We start from the raw sequence: 14,127 nt of genomic DNA, 5'->3' as shown, positions 1-14,127 counted from the left end.
TGGGCCGGCCCGCCGCAACGCCGGGTCGCGGTGGGATCGCCGCGCTTAAAAATGCGTATGCGCGAGCCGCGCACGCGCGACGTGCGCCGCGTAATCTCGCGCTCGACTCGCTGCCGCGCGTGCTTATACGCGCACCGGCCGCGCTGCGTGTGCGCCGACCACGGTCGTCCATTCGCGCACGCGCCAACTCGTCACGAGTCCGGCCAATACATACGGATCGGCCTTGGCAAAGGCTTCCGCGACCGCCGGCGACGCGCCGTCAAAGAGCAGCACCGCGCTGTCGGTCGGCTCCGCGAGCGCGCCGGCCAGCAACAGTTCACCCCGCTCGACGGCGGCCCACGCGAGCTTCAGATGTGCGTCGCGATACTCGCCGCGGCGGGCCAGATAGTCGGGCACCAGCTCGTACATCAATAGGTAATGCATGATGAAGCTCCTTGCAAAGATCAATCAGCAAGCTGTGGACGGCATTCGCCGGCGGGTCGCTTTGGACGGCATGCAGGCGTGGGATTTCGGAGCAATTTCCATTCAGTTGCACTCGCAGCAATGCAAAAAAGTTAGTTGCGAGTTTTTTGCATCGATTCGGATATCGTCCGAGACCATTTGATTGCCACTATTTGAACAGACGGAATGAATTTATTTGCATTGCATAGCATGATTTCTTTTTCATTTCCATTCGGCCGTTTCAAACGTCGCGCCGCCATCTCGAGCGTGCCCCTAAGGGAAAACGAGCGCATGCGGCTGTCAACCGCGACGCATCGAAAGACGTTTTCGCAGATGCCATTTGCCATAATGGATGCGCCGATGGGCACGGGAGGCCATCGAGGCCCGCGCGCAAAAACGACCAAAACCGTTGTCATCACGATGGAGTGTCCCATGAAAATTCAATCCGCTATCGCTGCACTGGTGCTCGGCGCGGTGCTGGTATCGCCGGCGTTCGCCGAGAACAGCCAGCAAACCAGGATGGCCGACTGTAACAAGCAGGCCGGCGACAAGAAGGGCGACGAGCGCAAGGCGTTCATGAAGACCTGCCTGTCCGCGAAGCCGGCCGCCGCACCGATGACCCAGCAGGAAAAGATGAAGGTCTGCAACACCAAGGCCGCCGACAAAAAGGGCGACGAGCGCAAGGCATTCATGAAGAGCTGCCTGTCGTCGGCGCCGGCGAACTAACCGCCCTCCCCCGCATCGGATCAAGCCGGCGCCGCGCGATGAACGCGGCGCCGGGTTCCTCTCACCACTTGCATCGCTGCACGTCTGCATCGCTCGACGCGCAAGCCGGCGTTGCCGGCCTTTCCCTTTCCCCTTCTCTTTCTCTTTCCCCCGCGCCTGCACGCGATCGCTCGCCTTCGCAACGCATCTGCCCATGCGGCGGGACCGCGCTCCACAGTGCGCCCGCCAGGTCACGCCGTTTTCTTCTATGATGACTGCGGAGACGGCCCACCCCCTAAATACAGAATCAAGATCAGACGGGCCGCCATCTTGTCGTTCGTGCTGCTGAGCATCGATCGGAGGCAAGGATGGTTTCGAAGCACAAAAACCGCTGGTTAAGGCGGTGGTTGCTGGTGATCATATTCTGGGCCGTGCCCGTGGCGATCGTCGCGGTCAACGAGATCCGCGAGGAAATGTCGTATAACGCGGTCGATCTCGAGCGCGCGCTAACCACCTGGAATTTCTCCGACGCGCAACGCGCCGCCGGCGCCTCCGCGCACTGCCACGGCAAGCCCGACGTAGCAAAAGCCGCCGGCTGCCCGCCCGACGTGCTGGCCGCCAACGCGCCACGTCAACAGGACGCGATCAACGAGTACAACGTGCGCCGTTCGACGCTGATGGCTTATCTGTGGCACGCGTTCGTCGGCTACTGGGTCGTGCCGGCTGCGATCCTGTTCGCGATCGGCGCGATCATCGGCATGGTCCGCCGCGCGTTGCGGCGGCCGCCCGTGGTCAAGAGCCCGGCGAATAACGGCTGATGCGCGGCGCTGGATACCCTCGGGCAGGCTGCAGCGACTGCTCACAAATGCACCGTGAGTCGCCTCGTTCGTTGCGCCGCCCGGCCCCGTCACCATTCGACACTGTTTTTGAGCCAGTTGTCGTTTCCGCAGCACAGGGCCGCCGCGCGCTGCGCCGAAACAACACTTTCAGTTCTGTTACAGAGGTAAGGGCGAACCCGCGTCGATCGGTAAAAACCGGCGCATTGGACGGGCGCGCTGAAGCGTCCCCAAAATCGGCGTGCGCTGGGCGCCCGACGCGTTTCTCTCCGTGCGCAGCGCGCGCGCGGCGCGCGTGGAAGCGTCGCGAAACGCCGGTCAAAATTACTTGCCGGCACCTTACGATTCGCCTCAAAGCCTTGCCCTGCAAGGCTTTTAGCGTCATCGCGCAACGCGCCATCCGCGCGCGCGTGTGATATAACTCAATGGCAACCGGGCAGCACCATTTACGGTTGTGCCCGGACTCACGACGGAGAAAAACGATGCAAAGACGACACTTCATGATGAAGACGACCGCTGCGATTGCTTTCGGTGGCCTTGCACTCGCCGGCTGTACGACGACGGGTCCCAAGGACAATAACCAGACTCCCGCCACCGACGCTTCGAAGCGCCATGCGATCGACGCCAGCGTCGACGGCACGCTCTCGAAGCTGTTCAACACGGTGCCGGGCTCGCGCGAACTGGTATCGAAGGCGCGCGGCGTGCTGGTGTTCCCGTCGGTGCTGCAAGCGGGCTTTATCGTCGGCGGTCAGTATGGCGAAGGCGCGTTGCGCGTCGGCGGCGCGACGGTCGGCTACTACAGCACGATCTCGGGTTCGTTCGGCCTGCAGGCGGGCGCGCAGTCGAAGGCGATCATTTTCCTGTTCATGACCCAGGATTCGCTCGACAAATTCCGCAACGCGGACGGCTGGTCGGCCGGCGTCGACGCGTCGGTGGCGCTCGTGAAGATCGGCGCAAATGGCGCGGTCGACACGAACACCGCCACCGCCCCGGTGCAGGTGTTCGTGATGACCAACGCGGGCCTGATGGGCGACGTGTCGCTGCAAGGCACGAAGGTCTCGCGCCTGAAGATCTGAGCGCGCTGACGGGCGCATTGCGGTGCGCTCGTCGCGGCGGCTCCCGGCCGTGCGCCGTCCATCGCAACAGCAACCTGCGCGAAGCCGCGCGAAGCTCTGGTCGAGTGCTTCGTGCGGCTTTTTCTATTGCCGGCGAGTTTGGCGGCGCAAATTCGCCGCGCTCTTGCGCCGTAGTTGCAGCGGGTCGCCGGCCATAAAAAAAGCGGCGCCGCGCGTCGCGCAGCACCGCTCGTGCCTGAATGCCGATTGAATGCCGATCCAGCGCCAATCTGGCACCGATCGACCCGCGGCCCTCTCAACTCCCCGACGTATCGATCACCTTGAAGCGCGAACGCTTCTGCGCGCGAATCACCGACTGATACGCATCCACGTACTGCCGCGCCATCCGGTGCGACGTGAAGCGTTCCTCGAAGCGGCGCCGCACGCCGGCGCGCGGCATCTTGTGCAGCCGGTTCACCGCGGCCACCGCGCCGATCTCGTCCTCGACAATAAAGCCCGTCACACCGTCCTCTAGCACCTCGGGCACCGAGCCGCGATTGAACGCGATCACCGGTGTGCCGCAGGCCATCGCCTCGATCATCACGAGGCCGAACGGCTCCGGCCAGTCGATCGGAAACAGCAGTGCATGCGCGCCCGACAAAAATTCGGCCTTCTGATGATCGGCGATCTCACCGATGAACTCGACATACGGCAGATCGAGCAACGGCCGGATCTCGCGCTCGAAGTACTCGCGGTCGGCCGAATCGACCTTGGCGGCGATGCGGATCGGGATGCCGCAGCGCCCGGCGATGCGAATCGCGGTATCGACGCGTTTTTCCGGCGAAATCCGGCCGAGAAACGCGAGGTACTTCTGTTCGACCGGTTGCGGCGTATACAGCTGCTCGGGCAGCCCGTGATAGACCGTGGTCAGCCAGTGCGCCTGCGGCAACGGATGACGCTGCGCGTTCGAAATCGAAATCACCGGCGCCGTGTTGAATGTGTCGAACACCGGCTGCTGCTCGGGCAGGTCCAGCCGGCCGTGCATCGTGGTCACGAACGGCGTGTCCTGGCGCTTGAATACCGAGAACGAGTAATAGTCGAGGTGAAAATGCAGCACGTCGAACTCTTCGGCCTGGCGGCGCACGAGTTCCATCAACAGCATATGCGGCGCGACGCGGTCGCGGATGCCGGGGTCCAGACGCAACGCGCGCGGCCAGACCGCTTCGAGCTTCGCGCTGGTGACCGAGTCGCCGCTCGCGAACAGCGTCACGTCGTGGCCCTGCTCGACCAGCGCTTCGGTGATATACGACACGACCCGCTCGGTGCCCCCATAGAGTTTCGGCGGCACGGATTCGGTCAGCGGGGCGATCTGCGCAATTTTCATATCTGTCTCCATGAGCTGACGGCTTGCGCGTGATCGCGGTGCACGTCAGCGACGCCGAGTATGACAGCGCCATTACATCCGGGCAATGCACGTGGCGCGTGAGCGTCCCATGCACCATCGCTAGCGTGCATTATTTCCTGACGCGTGCGGCCACGCCGCAGCTCTTGCATTTGCTCGGTGCTGTTACACCCGGCTTACATCCGGGAGACGGGGACGCGTGACGCTCCGTTGCGGCTTGCCACCGCGCGCCGCTCACTTGTGGCCGCCGCCCTCGCCCGTGTTGCGCAACGGCACGCTGCGCAAATCGCGCAGGAACGAATCGCGCCAGACCCCGAGATCGTTCTTGCGCAGCGCGGCCATATTGATCTCGTGACGCCGCTGACGCTCGGCGAGCGGCATTTGCAACGCCTGCTGCAGCGCTTCGGACATGCCGATCGCATCGTGCGGATTGACCAGCAGAGCGCCGCTCAATTCCGCGGCCGCGCCGGCGAAAATCGACAGCACCAGCACGCCGGGGTCGTCGGGATTTTGCGCGGCGACGTACTCCTTCGCGACCAGATTCATGCCGTCGTGCAACGGCGTGACGAAGCCGATCTGCGATTCCCGGAACAGCGACATCAGTTTCCAGCGGTCGTACTGCTGGTTCAGATAGCGGATCGGCGTGTAGTCGAGACCCGAATAACGGCCATTGATTCGGCCTGCTTCATATTCGAGGTCCTGACGGATCTTCTGATAGGTCGCGACGTCCGAGCGCGTCGGCGGCGCAATCTGCACGAGCGTGACGTTGCCGCGCCATTCGGGCGAACGCTCGAGCAGCAGTTCGAACGAGCGGAAACGCTCGACCAGACCCTTCGAATAATCGAGCCGGTCCACGCTCATGATCAGCTTGCGCCCCTCCAGGCTCTGCTTCAGATCGAGCACGTGCTGGCGGCTTTCGTAGCGCTTCGCCTGGTCGGCGATTTCGTCGGGGAACACGCCGATCCGGTACACGCCGGTGCGCAGCTTGCGGCCGAACGCTTCGACCTGATTGCCGTTGCTGACCGTGCCGCGTGCATGACGGGTCACGTAGTCGTGGAAGGCCTGCTGGTCGGTAGCGGTCTGGAAACCGAGCAGGTCGTAGCACGACAGCGACTTCACCAGCTCCTCATGCGGCGGGATGTTCAGCAGGATCTGCGGCGCGGGAAACGGAATATGCAGGAAGAAACCGATCCGGTTGGTCACGCCTTCGCTGCGCAGCGCCTCGGCGAACGGGATCAGATGGTAGTCGTGAATCCAGATCACGTCGTCCGGTTCGAGCAGCTTGATCAGTTTGTGCGCCAGCCATGCATTGACGCGGCGGTAACCCGCGTATTCCTCGCGCTCGTAGCGCGCCAGATCGTTGCGATAGTGGAATACCGGCCACAGCGTCGCGTTCGAGAAGCCGCGATAGTACTGGTCGTAATCCTTGCGCGTGAGCCCGACGGTCGCGAACGTCACTGCGCCGTCCTGTTCGAGCGCCGGCCCGGCGTTGGCGACGGTCTCGCTGACCACGTCGCCGCTCCAGCCGAACCAGACCCCGCCCGCGTCCTTGAGCGCGCCGAATACGCCGACGGCGAGCCCGCCTGCCGATCCTTTGGTCTCCGTCGGCGTCGCAACGCGATTCGACACGACGATCAGTCGGCCCATGTTCGATGTCCTCCTTGTGGTACGTGCGGCGCGCCTGGCTGCGGTCGCGGGCCCGGAAGTTCACGCGCGCGGCGTGTAACCGCTACCGCATGCAACGGCTCGGCCCGGACCACGATTGCGCCCGCCGGTAGCCGGTAGCGCGCCAATGCGTGAATGATTTAAGTATGGGTCAAATGGCGGCCGCACGCCGCGTGGGTTGATCTGCGGGATGCGCGGCGCGTCGCGTCCCGCGCTTCGGGTGACTTCGCGGAGGGACCTTGCGCTGCGCCGGCCAAGGCGATGCACCGCTTACCGCGGTGCGATCGCGCCCCGCAAGGTAGCAAGCGGCATACCCGAGCCGGGATTCGAGCCGGGCTTCGAGCCGATGGGAGCCCCAAGCCCCCTAAGCCCGCTCCTTCGCGTTGCGCGCAGCCTCGGCCACCTCCGGCCGGCCGATCCGCGTGGCGACCGGATCGGCTTCGGTATGCGCGGCGGTGCTGCCGGCCGGCGCCTGCATGCTGCGCGGCAGCCAGTCGACCGGCGACCCGCTGCCGGGCTCCAGTTCCCCCGACACCTCGGCGCGACCGCGCGGCAGACATTCCGGATAGTGCCGTTGAATAAACTCGACCAGCCCTTCCCGCACCCGGCAACGCAGATCCCACGCGAGACCGGAATCGGGCGCGCTGACCAGCGCGCGCAGCTGCATCGCGCGTTCGGTGCAGTCGAACACCTGCAACACCTGCACGCGCCGGTCCCACTCCGGCGCGTTTTCGACGATCCGCGCGAGCTCCTCGCGCAGCGGCGCGAGCGGCATCCGGTAATCGACGAACAGGAACACCGTGCCGATGATCTGCGAACTGCTGCGGGTCCAGTTGGTGAACGGGTTTTCGATAAACCATTGCAGCGGCACGATCAGCCGGCGCTGATCCCACAGCCGCACGGACACGTAGGTGCCGGTGATTTCCTCGATGCGCCCCCACTCGTTCTGGATCACCACCACGTCGTCGAGCCGCAGCGGCTGCGACAGCGCGATCTGCAAACCGGCGATCAGATTGCCGAGCACCGGCCGCGCGGCGATACCGGCAACCAGACCGGCCACACCGGCAGAGGCCAGCAGACTCGCGCCGATCTGCCGGACGTTCGGCAAGGTCATCAGCGCGCCGCCCACACCGACGATCACGATCACGATCATCACCGAGCGCGCGAGCACCCGCGCCTGCGTATGAATGCGGCGCGCCTGCAGGTTATCGGCGCTATCGAGCGGATGCGCGCGGATGATCGCTTCGCCGATCGCCGCGGCCGAGCGCACCGACAGCCACGTGAGCGCGGCGATCAGCGCGATGCCGGTGATGTCGCGTACCGGTTCGATGAAATTGAGGGTATTGGGCGCCTCGGACCAGATCCACGCGAGCATCAGGATCACGAGCGCAAACAGAGAAGGTTTGTCGATGTAGCGCAGCACGACGCTGGTGAGCGCGTGCGGTTCGGCAATGCGCTTGACCACGCGCGCGCCGAAGCGATGCACGCCGATCGTCGCGATCGTCATGAGCGCGGTCACGATCAGCACGCCGAGCCACGAGTGCAGCGGCGCGGCGGCCACCTTGGTGAAGTCGTAGAAAGTGGGCATTACGGCATCTTCCTCCGGGCTCGAAGAGCGGCGGCGCGCCGGTGGGACGACGAACCTTGGTGGAGTCCGTCACACCTGCGCGGTGGACGGGACCCGCAGCACCCGGCGCGCGCGTCGTGCGCTGCGCGCGCCGCAAGTATTGCGCCGGGCCGCTACTACGCGTATCGCGGGCCGGCGCGGCAAGCGGCGTCGATCAGCTGCCGCTCTTGCATGGAAACGCCTTGCCCAGACCCAGCGAGATCGCGGTGCTGGCGTTGTAGCCCGCGGCGTTCGGGTTGTCGGCGATGTACTTGCGCACCGCGTCGGTCAACTGCGCGGAACGCGCATCCGCCGGCAGGCAGAAATACTGGCCGACCCGCGGGCCGGTGGTGCCGCCGATTGCATCGATCGTGTTGAAGATACCGTCGGCCGCGCCTTCGATATAGGCCGCGCAGGCGGAGCGTGAAGCCACGTCCGTCTTCGTGCACAGCTTGTTGAGGTCGCCTCCCGTAAACGCGGCCGCCGATAGCGGCAAGGCGAGCGCGCCGGCGAAAATCAAAGCCCGCAGCATGGTGTTCCTTTCCAGGTTTGTTTATCACGCGGTCTTTTCGCCGCATCCGGACGGCGCGCCAAAGGGCGCGCCAAAGTCGTCATTCTGCACTGTTTTACGCGACGGCAGCAGCCAGGCCTTATCGATGTCAGACAAATCGAACAAATCCATCGAGCATCGGCAGGGCCGCGCGCGACAGCGCCGTCACCGGGCCGGCTCGTTCAGCGGCATGCCGCCGCGCGTGCGATTACTTCTGGCTCTGCTGCATGCGAGCGGTCAGGCCTTCGACGACGTCCGGCTCCTTGTAGGTCTTCGCGAAATCGAGCGCGGTCATGCCGATCTGGTTTTTCACGTTCAGGTCCGCGCCGTTATCGAGCAGCAGCTTGACCGTCGAAATGTGGCCGCCGCGCGCGGCCATCATCAGCGGCGTGGTGCCGTTCGGCGAACCGGCGTCGACGTAGGCCGAATGATCGAGCAGCACCTTGACGATGTCGTCATGGCCGTTCGCGGCCGCGTAGTGCAGCGGCGCCCAGCCCTTCTTGTTGACTTCGGCGTCCTTCGCGAGCAGCTGATTGACGATGTTCAGGTCGCCGGCCAGCGACGCCATCATCAGCGCGTTTTCGCCGGCCTTGTCCTGCGCCTCGATATCGGTCTTCGGATTTTTCAGCAGCGCGGCGGTGACCTTCTCCGATTTCTCGCGCGCGGCCAGCACCAGCAGCGGATTGCCCTGCTGGTCGACGCTGTTCGGGTCCATGCCCTTCGCGAGCAGCTTGTTGACGCCGTCGACGTCGTCGAACTTGACCGACTTGATCAGCGAGTCGATCGGCGCCGCGTGCGCGGGCACCGCGACCAGCGCGGCGCAGGCCAGCGCGGCGGCACAGGCGAGGCGTCGCGCGGGCGCGAACGCTCGGGCGGCCGTCATGGCGCAGATCGGTTGGAAAGCAGCGGACGACGTCGAAATATTTTTCATATAGTGCTTTAGGAAACTTCCCTATCCATTTGATGTTGCTGGATTTTCAGTTGCAACGCCCGGTTCTTTATGGGCGTTCGCCGTTCAGGCCGTGGCCGGCGCCGGAATCTTGAACAGCCTGAAAAAGTTCTGCGTGGTCGCGGCGGCCAGCGCCTCGTCCGGCATCTCGCGTTGCTTTGCGATGAAGCGTCCGACATAACTGACGTACGCAGGTTCATTCGGCTTGCCACGATACGGCACCGGCGCGAGATACGGCGAGTCGGTTTCGATCAGCAGACGTTCGAGCGGCACGCGGCGCGCGACATCCTGCACGTCGGTCGCGCTCTTGAACGTGACGATGCCCGACAGCGAGATGTAGAAGTTCTGCGCGAGCGCCTGTTCGGCGATCGCCCACGGCTCGGTAAAGCAGTGCATCACCCCGCCCGGCTCGCCGGCGCGTTCCTCGGCCATGATCCGCAGCGTGTCTTCCGAGGCCGAGCGCGTATGAACGATCAACGGCTTGCCGGTCGCGTGCGCGGCGCGGATGTGGGTGCGAAAGCGTTCGCGCTGCCACTCCATGTCGGCGATCGTGCGGCCTTCGAGACGGTAGTAATCGAGGCCGGTTTCGCCGATCGCGACCACCTTCGGATGCTGCGCCAGTTCGACCAGTTCGGCGACGCTCGGCTCGCGCATATGCTCGTGGTCGGGGTGCACGCCGACCGACGCATAGACGTTCTCGCAGCGGCTGGCGACGTCCAGCACCGACGGCAGCGTTTCGAGATCGACCGACACGCACAGCGCGTGCGTGACCGACAGGCTGCGCATGTTCTCGAGCACTTGCGGCAGACGGTCCGCGAGTCCTTCGAAATTGATATGGCAGTGGGAATCGACAAACATGATCAGGTCCTGCGAAAAATAAGGGCTGGCGCGTGACAGACGCGGCAATGACAGGCTCACATGAAGGCTCACGCGAACAGTGTGCGATAGCCGATAAACAGTTCCTCGAACACGAGACGCGCATTCAAAGGGTGATTCTCGACCGCGCGCTGGCGCGTCACGCTGCGCAGAAAGCGCGCGAACGCGTTGGCGTCGGCCTGCGCCGCACAGCGTTCGAGCGCTTTGTGCGCCTGCGGAAAATAGCGCGGCGCGCCGGCGGTGCGCTGCGCGAGCAGATCGTACATCCAGCGCTGCAACCAGCCGAGCACCAGCGGCACCGGCAGCTTCTGCAGCGCCTCGCCGCAGGCGAACGCGTCGCACTGCGCGCCGGCCGCGAGCTGCTTCAGGGTCCAGTCGCGCAGCGTGCGGTTTTCGTCGCTGGCGAGCGCGAGCGCCGCGAGCGGCGCGCCGCCCGCTTCGGCCAGCAGCGCCGGCGCGTCGTCGATGCCCTGCGCGGCGAGCCACTGGGTGGCCGCCTGCGGCGCCGGCACGCTCATCGGCCACTGGCGGCAGCGGCTGATGATGGTCGGCAGCAGCCGGTCGATCCGTGCCGACACCATCAGGAACACCACCCCGGCGGGCGGCTCCTCGAGCGTCTTCAGCAGCGCATTGGCGGCCGCGACGTTCAGCCCCTCGGCCGGATACAGCACGACCACGCGCGCGCCGCCGCGATGCGAGCCGACGCCGACGAAGTCGAGTAGACCGCGCACCTGCTCGATCTTGATTTCCTTGCTGGGGGCACGGGTCTTCTTGCCCTCGTCGCCATCGGCCTTGTCGGCTTTCTCGTCGGCGGCCGACCCGGCGACCGGACCCGCCTCGGCCGCGAGCGCCTCGGGCACGACGATCCGGTAGTCGGGATGATTGCCCTGCGCGAACCAGTTGCAGGCGACGCAGGTGCCGCACGGCTCGCCGTTGGGCTGCGGCGCCTCGCACAGCAGACCCTGCGCGAGGTGCTGCGCGAAGCGCAGCTTGCCGATCCCGGCCTGGCCGTGCAGCAGCAGCGCATGCGGCCAGTGAGCACGCAGCTGCTGCAGGCGGTTCCAGTCATCGGCTTGCCACGGGTAGATCATCGTTGGTCTTTGCAATCAATGGGTTGAATACGCTACTTCAGACTTCGCCCGAGCTTTACAAGCTCGTATAAATTTCAATTATATTGCTTGAAAATCAAATAGTTGCAATCAGTTCTTCAAGCTGCTTCTGAATACGCGCGATGCTTTGCGAAGAGTCGATGATAGCGAACCGGTATGGCGCTTCCTCGGCGCGGCGCATGTATTCGGCGCGCGTGCGCTCGAAAAAGGCGGCCGATTCGCGCTCGAAGCGATCCGGATCGCGCGCCGCGCTGCGCCGTTCGTTGGCCACCGCGGGCGGCAGATCGAACAGCACCGTCAGGTCCGGCTGAAAACCGCCCTGCACCCAGCGCTCCAGCGTCTCCAGCTTGTCGCGCGGCAGGCCGCGGCCGCCGCCCTGATACGCGAAGGTCGCGTCGGTGAAGCGATCGGACAACACCCAGTCGCCGCGTGCCAGTGCCGGCTCGATCACCTCGGCCAGGTGCTGGCGGCGCACCGCGAACATCAGCAGCGCTTCGGTTTCGAGGTCCATCTTCTGATGCAGCACGATCTCGCGAATCTGCTCGCCGAGCGGCGTGCCGCCCGGTTCGCGCGTCATCACGACGGTCCGGCCGGTGGCCGCGAGCTTCGCTTCGAGCCGTTCGCGAAACCAGCCAAGATGGGTGGTCTTGCCCGCGCCGTCGATGCCTTCAAACGTGATGAATTTGCCGCGCGCCATTATTGCCCTCGAATGTATTTGTCCACGGCCTTGTTGTGCTCGCCGAGGGTGTCAGAAAAGATGCTGCTGCCGTCGCCGCGCGAGACGAAATACAGCGCGGTGCTCGGCGCCGGATTGAGCGCCGCCTGCAGCGACGCGACGCCCGGCAGCGCGATCGGCGTGGGCGGCAGGCCCATGCGGGTGTACGTATTGTAAGGAGTGTCGGTCTGCAGATCCTTCTTGCGGATATGCCCGGCGTAGCTCTCGCCCATCCCGTAGATCACGGTCGGATCGGTCTGCAGCGGCATGCCCGCGCGCAGACGGTTCGCGAACACCGCGGCGACGAGCGGCCGGTCGGACGGTTTGCCGGTTTCCTTTTCGATGATCGAGGCCATCGTCAGCGCTTCGTACGGGCTCTTGTACGGCAGGTTCGGCGCGCGCGCGAGCCACGCTTCATCGAGCCGCACGCGCATCAGACGGTACGCGCGGCGGTAGATGTCGAGGTCGCTGGTGTTTTTATCGAACAGATAGGTGTCCGGGAAGAACAGCCCTTCGCCGTTGCCGATCGACGCTTCCGGCGCACCGATCGCGATCATCAGATCCGCGTCGGACAGACCCGCCGAGTCGTGCTTGAGCGCCGGATTCGCGTCCAGCTCCGCGCGCATGCGCTTGAAGGTCCAGCCTTCGATGATCGTCGCGACATACTCGTTGACGTCGCCGCGCGCGATCTTCTGCAGCACGTCGTACGGCGTGATGCCGCTTTTGAATTCGTAGTTGCCGGATTTCAGTTCGCTTTGCAGCCCGAGCAGCCGCGTCATCAGGATGAACAGCTCGGGCTCGACCGGCACGCCGCCGCGATTCAGTTGCAGCGCGACGCTGCGCAGGCTGCTGTGCGGTTTGACGGTGACGTCCAGTTGCGCCGGGGTCAATTCGAGCGGGCGGGTGGCCCAGTAAGATCCGGCGGCGATAGCCGCCGCGGCCAGCACGACTACGACGGCGCCGGCGGCGAAGCATTTCTTCAGAAGGGACATGGAAACGTGACGGGGTTGGACTGAATATAATAACTGTTTGCCTTAGCCAAAGTCAGAATTGACTGTTCCCGGAATCCATGAATACACCGCTCGGCAACGCCTCCGCTAACGCATCAGCCCCCCCTTCCAGCCCCGCCTCCACCGCTGCTGCAGCGGCCGCAGCGGCCGCACCGAGCGCGCTGCCGGTGCTGCCTCGTCCGTCGGCCGACCAGTTCGACGCGGTGCTCCAGCACGGCGCCTACATGCCGCTGCCGCAGTTCGGCGTGATCGACGTGCATGGCGACGACGCGGCCAGCTTCCTGCACGGCCAGCTGACCAACGACGTCCAGCATCTGGACGCCGCCAATGCGCGGCTCGCCGGTTACTGCTCGGCGAAGGGGCGCCTGCTCGCGTCGTTCCTCAGCTGGCGCAGCGGCGACACGATCCGTCTGCTGGTGTCGAAGGACGTGCAGGCGGCCGTGCAAAAACGCCTGTCGATGTTCGTGCTGCGCGCCAAGGCGAAGCTTGCTGACGCCAGCGCCGAACTCGCGGTGGTCGGCCTTGCGGGCGACGTGCGCCGCGCGCTGTCCGGCGTGTTCGATGCGCTGCCCGACGGCGTGCACGTGCAGCTCGACGGCGCGGCGGGCACGCTGATCCGCGTGCCCGATGCGCTCGACCGGCTGCGCTATCTGTGGATCGGACCGAGGGCGCAGGTCGAAGCGCTGCTGCCGTCGCTCGACGCCACCCTCAAGCGCGTGTCGCCGGCCGTGTGGGACTGGCTCGACATTCGCGCGGGCGAGCCGCGCATCACGCAGCCGGTGGTCGAGCAGTTCGTGCCGCAAATGGTCAACTACGACGTGCTCGGCGCGGTCAATTTCCGCAAGGGCTGCTACCCGGGCCAGGAAGTGGTCGCGCGCAGCCAGTATCGCGGCACGATCAAGCGGCGCACGTCGCTCGCCAACGTGGCCGGCGAACTGGACACGGTGCGCCCGGGCGCGGAACTGTTCCACTCGGACGATCCGGGCCAGCCGTGCGGGATGATCGTCAACGCGGCGTCCGCGCAAGGCGGCGGCGTCGATGTGCTGGTCGAGATCAAGCTCGCGGCGCTCGAATCGGGCAGCGTGCACCTGGGCGCGGCCGACGGCCCGGCGCTGCGGTTCCTGCCGCTGCCTTACGGTTTGCCGACCGAAGTCTGAACGGCGGACGCAACCCGAAGCGGCGCAGCGATGCGCCGTTTTTTAATGGCG

General features: G+C 65.2%; 16 protein-coding genes. 5 read left to right on the top strand and 11 right to left on the bottom strand.

The annotated features are described in order from the left end of the window. Positions 1–123 precede the first annotated feature (123 nt). Entirely contained in the window at positions 124–423 is a 300-nt protein-coding gene (locus LJ656_RS02425) for a YciI-like protein (RefSeq protein WP_230507670.1), read from the bottom strand. Between LJ656_RS02425 and LJ656_RS02420 the strand changes: the two genes are divergently transcribed. The 4 genes from LJ656_RS02420 to LJ656_RS02405 all read left to right on the top strand — a co-directional run bounded on the left by LJ656_RS02420 (position 422) and on the right by LJ656_RS02405 (position 3,058). Further along, positions 422–604, top strand: a complete 183-nt coding sequence (locus tag LJ656_RS02420) for a hypothetical protein (protein WP_230507669.1) — start codon at positions 422–424, stop codon at positions 602–604. The genes LJ656_RS02425 and LJ656_RS02420 overlap by 2 nt on opposite strands. A 269-nt stretch (positions 605–873) precedes the next feature. Continuing rightward, a complete protein-coding gene (locus LJ656_RS02415; protein ID WP_230507668.1) occupies positions 874–1,167 on the top strand; it encodes a PsiF family protein in 294 nt (97 codons plus the stop codon). A gap of 347 nt (positions 1,168–1,514) precedes the next feature. Then, positions 1,515–1,964, top strand: coding sequence for a hypothetical protein (locus LJ656_RS02410; protein WP_230507667.1), 450 nt, complete (start codon positions 1,515–1,517; stop codon positions 1,962–1,964). 500 nt (positions 1,965–2,464) lie between these two features. Continuing rightward, positions 2,465–3,058 (top strand): BPSL1445 family SYLF domain-containing lipoprotein, encoded by a 594-nt coding sequence (locus LJ656_RS02405; RefSeq protein WP_230507666.1) that lies wholly within the window; start codon positions 2,465–2,467, stop codon positions 3,056–3,058. 295 nt (positions 3,059–3,353) lie between these two features. Here LJ656_RS02405 and LJ656_RS02400 read toward each other — a convergent pair whose 3' ends face one another. The 10 genes from LJ656_RS02400 to mltG all read right to left on the bottom strand — a co-directional run bounded on the left by LJ656_RS02400 (position 3,354) and on the right by mltG (position 12,901). Further along, positions 3,354–4,421 (bottom strand): glycosyltransferase family 4 protein, encoded by a 1,068-nt coding sequence (locus LJ656_RS02400; protein WP_230507665.1) that lies wholly within the window; start codon positions 4,419–4,421, stop codon positions 3,354–3,356. A 252-nt stretch (positions 4,422–4,673) separates the two neighbouring features. Then, on the bottom strand, positions 4,674–6,086 hold the full coding sequence (gene otsA / locus LJ656_RS02395) for an alpha,alpha-trehalose-phosphate synthase (UDP-forming) (RefSeq protein ID WP_230507664.1): 1,413 nt from the start codon (positions 6,084–6,086) through the stop codon (positions 4,674–4,676). Between the two features lie 382 nt (positions 6,087–6,468). Beyond that, positions 6,469–7,692 (bottom strand): mechanosensitive ion channel family protein, encoded by a 1,224-nt coding sequence (locus LJ656_RS02390; RefSeq protein WP_230507663.1) that lies wholly within the window; start codon positions 7,690–7,692, stop codon positions 6,469–6,471. 193 nt (positions 7,693–7,885) lie between these two features. Next, on the bottom strand, positions 7,886–8,242 hold the full coding sequence (locus LJ656_RS02385) for a Rap1a/Tai family immunity protein (protein WP_230507662.1): 357 nt from the start codon (positions 8,240–8,242) through the stop codon (positions 7,886–7,888). A gap of 24 nt (positions 8,243–8,266) precedes the next feature. Then, a complete protein-coding gene (locus LJ656_RS34850; RefSeq protein WP_268998463.1) occupies positions 8,267–8,392 on the bottom strand; it encodes a hypothetical protein in 126 nt (41 codons plus the stop codon). A gap of 76 nt (positions 8,393–8,468) precedes the next feature. Beyond that, on the bottom strand, positions 8,469–9,191 hold the full coding sequence (locus tag LJ656_RS02380) for an ankyrin repeat domain-containing protein (protein WP_425605895.1): 723 nt from the start codon (positions 9,189–9,191) through the stop codon (positions 8,469–8,471). 84 nt (positions 9,192–9,275) lie between these two features. Next, entirely contained in the window at positions 9,276–10,067 is a 792-nt protein-coding gene (locus LJ656_RS02375; protein WP_230507660.1) for a TatD family hydrolase, read from the bottom strand. 68 nt (positions 10,068–10,135) lie between these two features. Then, the gene (locus tag LJ656_RS02370; RefSeq protein WP_230507659.1) at positions 10,136–11,176 is read right to left on the bottom strand and encodes a DNA polymerase III subunit delta'; all 1,041 of its coding nucleotides are present in this window, start codon (positions 11,174–11,176) and stop codon (positions 10,136–10,138) included. 94 nt (positions 11,177–11,270) lie between these two features. Continuing rightward, positions 11,271–11,891, bottom strand: a complete 621-nt coding sequence (gene tmk, locus LJ656_RS02365; RefSeq protein ID WP_230507658.1) for a dTMP kinase — start codon at positions 11,889–11,891, stop codon at positions 11,271–11,273. Beyond that, on the bottom strand, positions 11,891–12,901 hold the full coding sequence (gene mltG, locus LJ656_RS02360) for an endolytic transglycosylase MltG (protein ID WP_230507657.1): 1,011 nt from the start codon (positions 12,899–12,901) through the stop codon (positions 11,891–11,893). The genes tmk and mltG overlap by 1 nt, the downstream gene beginning before the upstream one ends. Positions 12,902–12,978: 77 nt before the next feature. Between mltG and ygfZ the strand changes: the two genes are divergently transcribed. Then, positions 12,979–14,076, top strand: coding sequence for a CAF17-like 4Fe-4S cluster assembly/insertion protein YgfZ (gene ygfZ / locus LJ656_RS02355; RefSeq protein WP_230507656.1), 1,098 nt, complete (start codon positions 12,979–12,981; stop codon positions 14,074–14,076). Positions 14,077–14,127: the final 51 nt, after the last annotated feature.

It is taken from the genome of Paraburkholderia sejongensis (assembly GCF_020880815.1).
Taxonomy (GTDB): Bacteria; Pseudomonadota; Gammaproteobacteria; order Burkholderiales; family Burkholderiaceae; genus Paraburkholderia; species Paraburkholderia sejongensis.
Note: the sequence above shows the minus strand (reverse complement) of the source record. Positions and strands in the feature narration are given on the sequence as shown.

Excerpts from the sequence above, each read along its gene's own strand:
- LJ656_RS02385 (WP_230507662.1), bottom strand. The coding sequence starts at position 8,242 with ATGCTGCGGGCTTTGATTTTCGCCGGCGCGCTCGCCTTGCCGCTATCG.
- LJ656_RS02390 (WP_230507663.1), bottom strand. The coding sequence starts at position 7,692 with ATGCCCACTTTCTACGACTTCACCAAGGTGGCCGCCGCGCCGCTGCAC.
- otsA (WP_230507664.1), bottom strand. The coding sequence starts at position 6,086 with ATGGGCCGACTGATCGTCGTGTCGAATCGCGTTGCGACGCCGACGGAG.
- LJ656_RS02400 (WP_230507665.1), bottom strand. The coding sequence starts at position 4,421 with ATGAAAATTGCGCAGATCGCCCCGCTGACCGAATCCGTGCCGCCGAAA.
- LJ656_RS02420 (WP_230507669.1), top strand. The coding sequence starts at position 422 with ATGATGAAGCTCCTTGCAAAGATCAATCAGCAAGCTGTGGACGGCATT.
- LJ656_RS02370 (WP_230507659.1), bottom strand. The coding sequence starts at position 11,176 with ATGATCTACCCGTGGCAAGCCGATGACTGGAACCGCCTGCAGCAGCTG.
- LJ656_RS02415 (WP_230507668.1), top strand. The coding sequence starts at position 874 with ATGAAAATTCAATCCGCTATCGCTGCACTGGTGCTCGGCGCGGTGCTG.
- LJ656_RS02425 (WP_230507670.1), bottom strand. The coding sequence starts at position 423 with ATGCATTACCTATTGATGTACGAGCTGGTGCCCGACTATCTGGCCCGC.
- LJ656_RS34850 (WP_268998463.1), bottom strand. The coding sequence starts at position 8,392 with ATGGATTTGTTCGATTTGTCTGACATCGATAAGGCCTGGCTGCTGCCG.
- tmk (WP_230507658.1), bottom strand. The coding sequence starts at position 11,891 with ATGGCGCGCGGCAAATTCATCACGTTTGAAGGCATCGACGGCGCGGGC.
- LJ656_RS02375 (WP_230507660.1), bottom strand. The coding sequence starts at position 10,067 with ATGTTTGTCGATTCCCACTGCCATATCAATTTCGAAGGACTCGCGGAC.
- ygfZ (WP_230507656.1), top strand. The coding sequence starts at position 12,979 with ATGAATACACCGCTCGGCAACGCCTCCGCTAACGCATCAGCCCCCCCT.
- LJ656_RS02380 (WP_425605895.1), bottom strand. The coding sequence starts at position 9,191 with ATGAAAAATATTTCGACGTCGTCCGCTGCTTTCCAACCGATCTGCGCC.
- mltG (WP_230507657.1), bottom strand. The coding sequence starts at position 12,901 with ATGTCCCTTCTGAAGAAATGCTTCGCCGCCGGCGCCGTCGTAGTCGTG.
- LJ656_RS02410 (WP_230507667.1), top strand. The coding sequence starts at position 1,515 with ATGGTTTCGAAGCACAAAAACCGCTGGTTAAGGCGGTGGTTGCTGGTG.
- LJ656_RS02405 (WP_230507666.1), top strand. The coding sequence starts at position 2,465 with ATGCAAAGACGACACTTCATGATGAAGACGACCGCTGCGATTGCTTTC.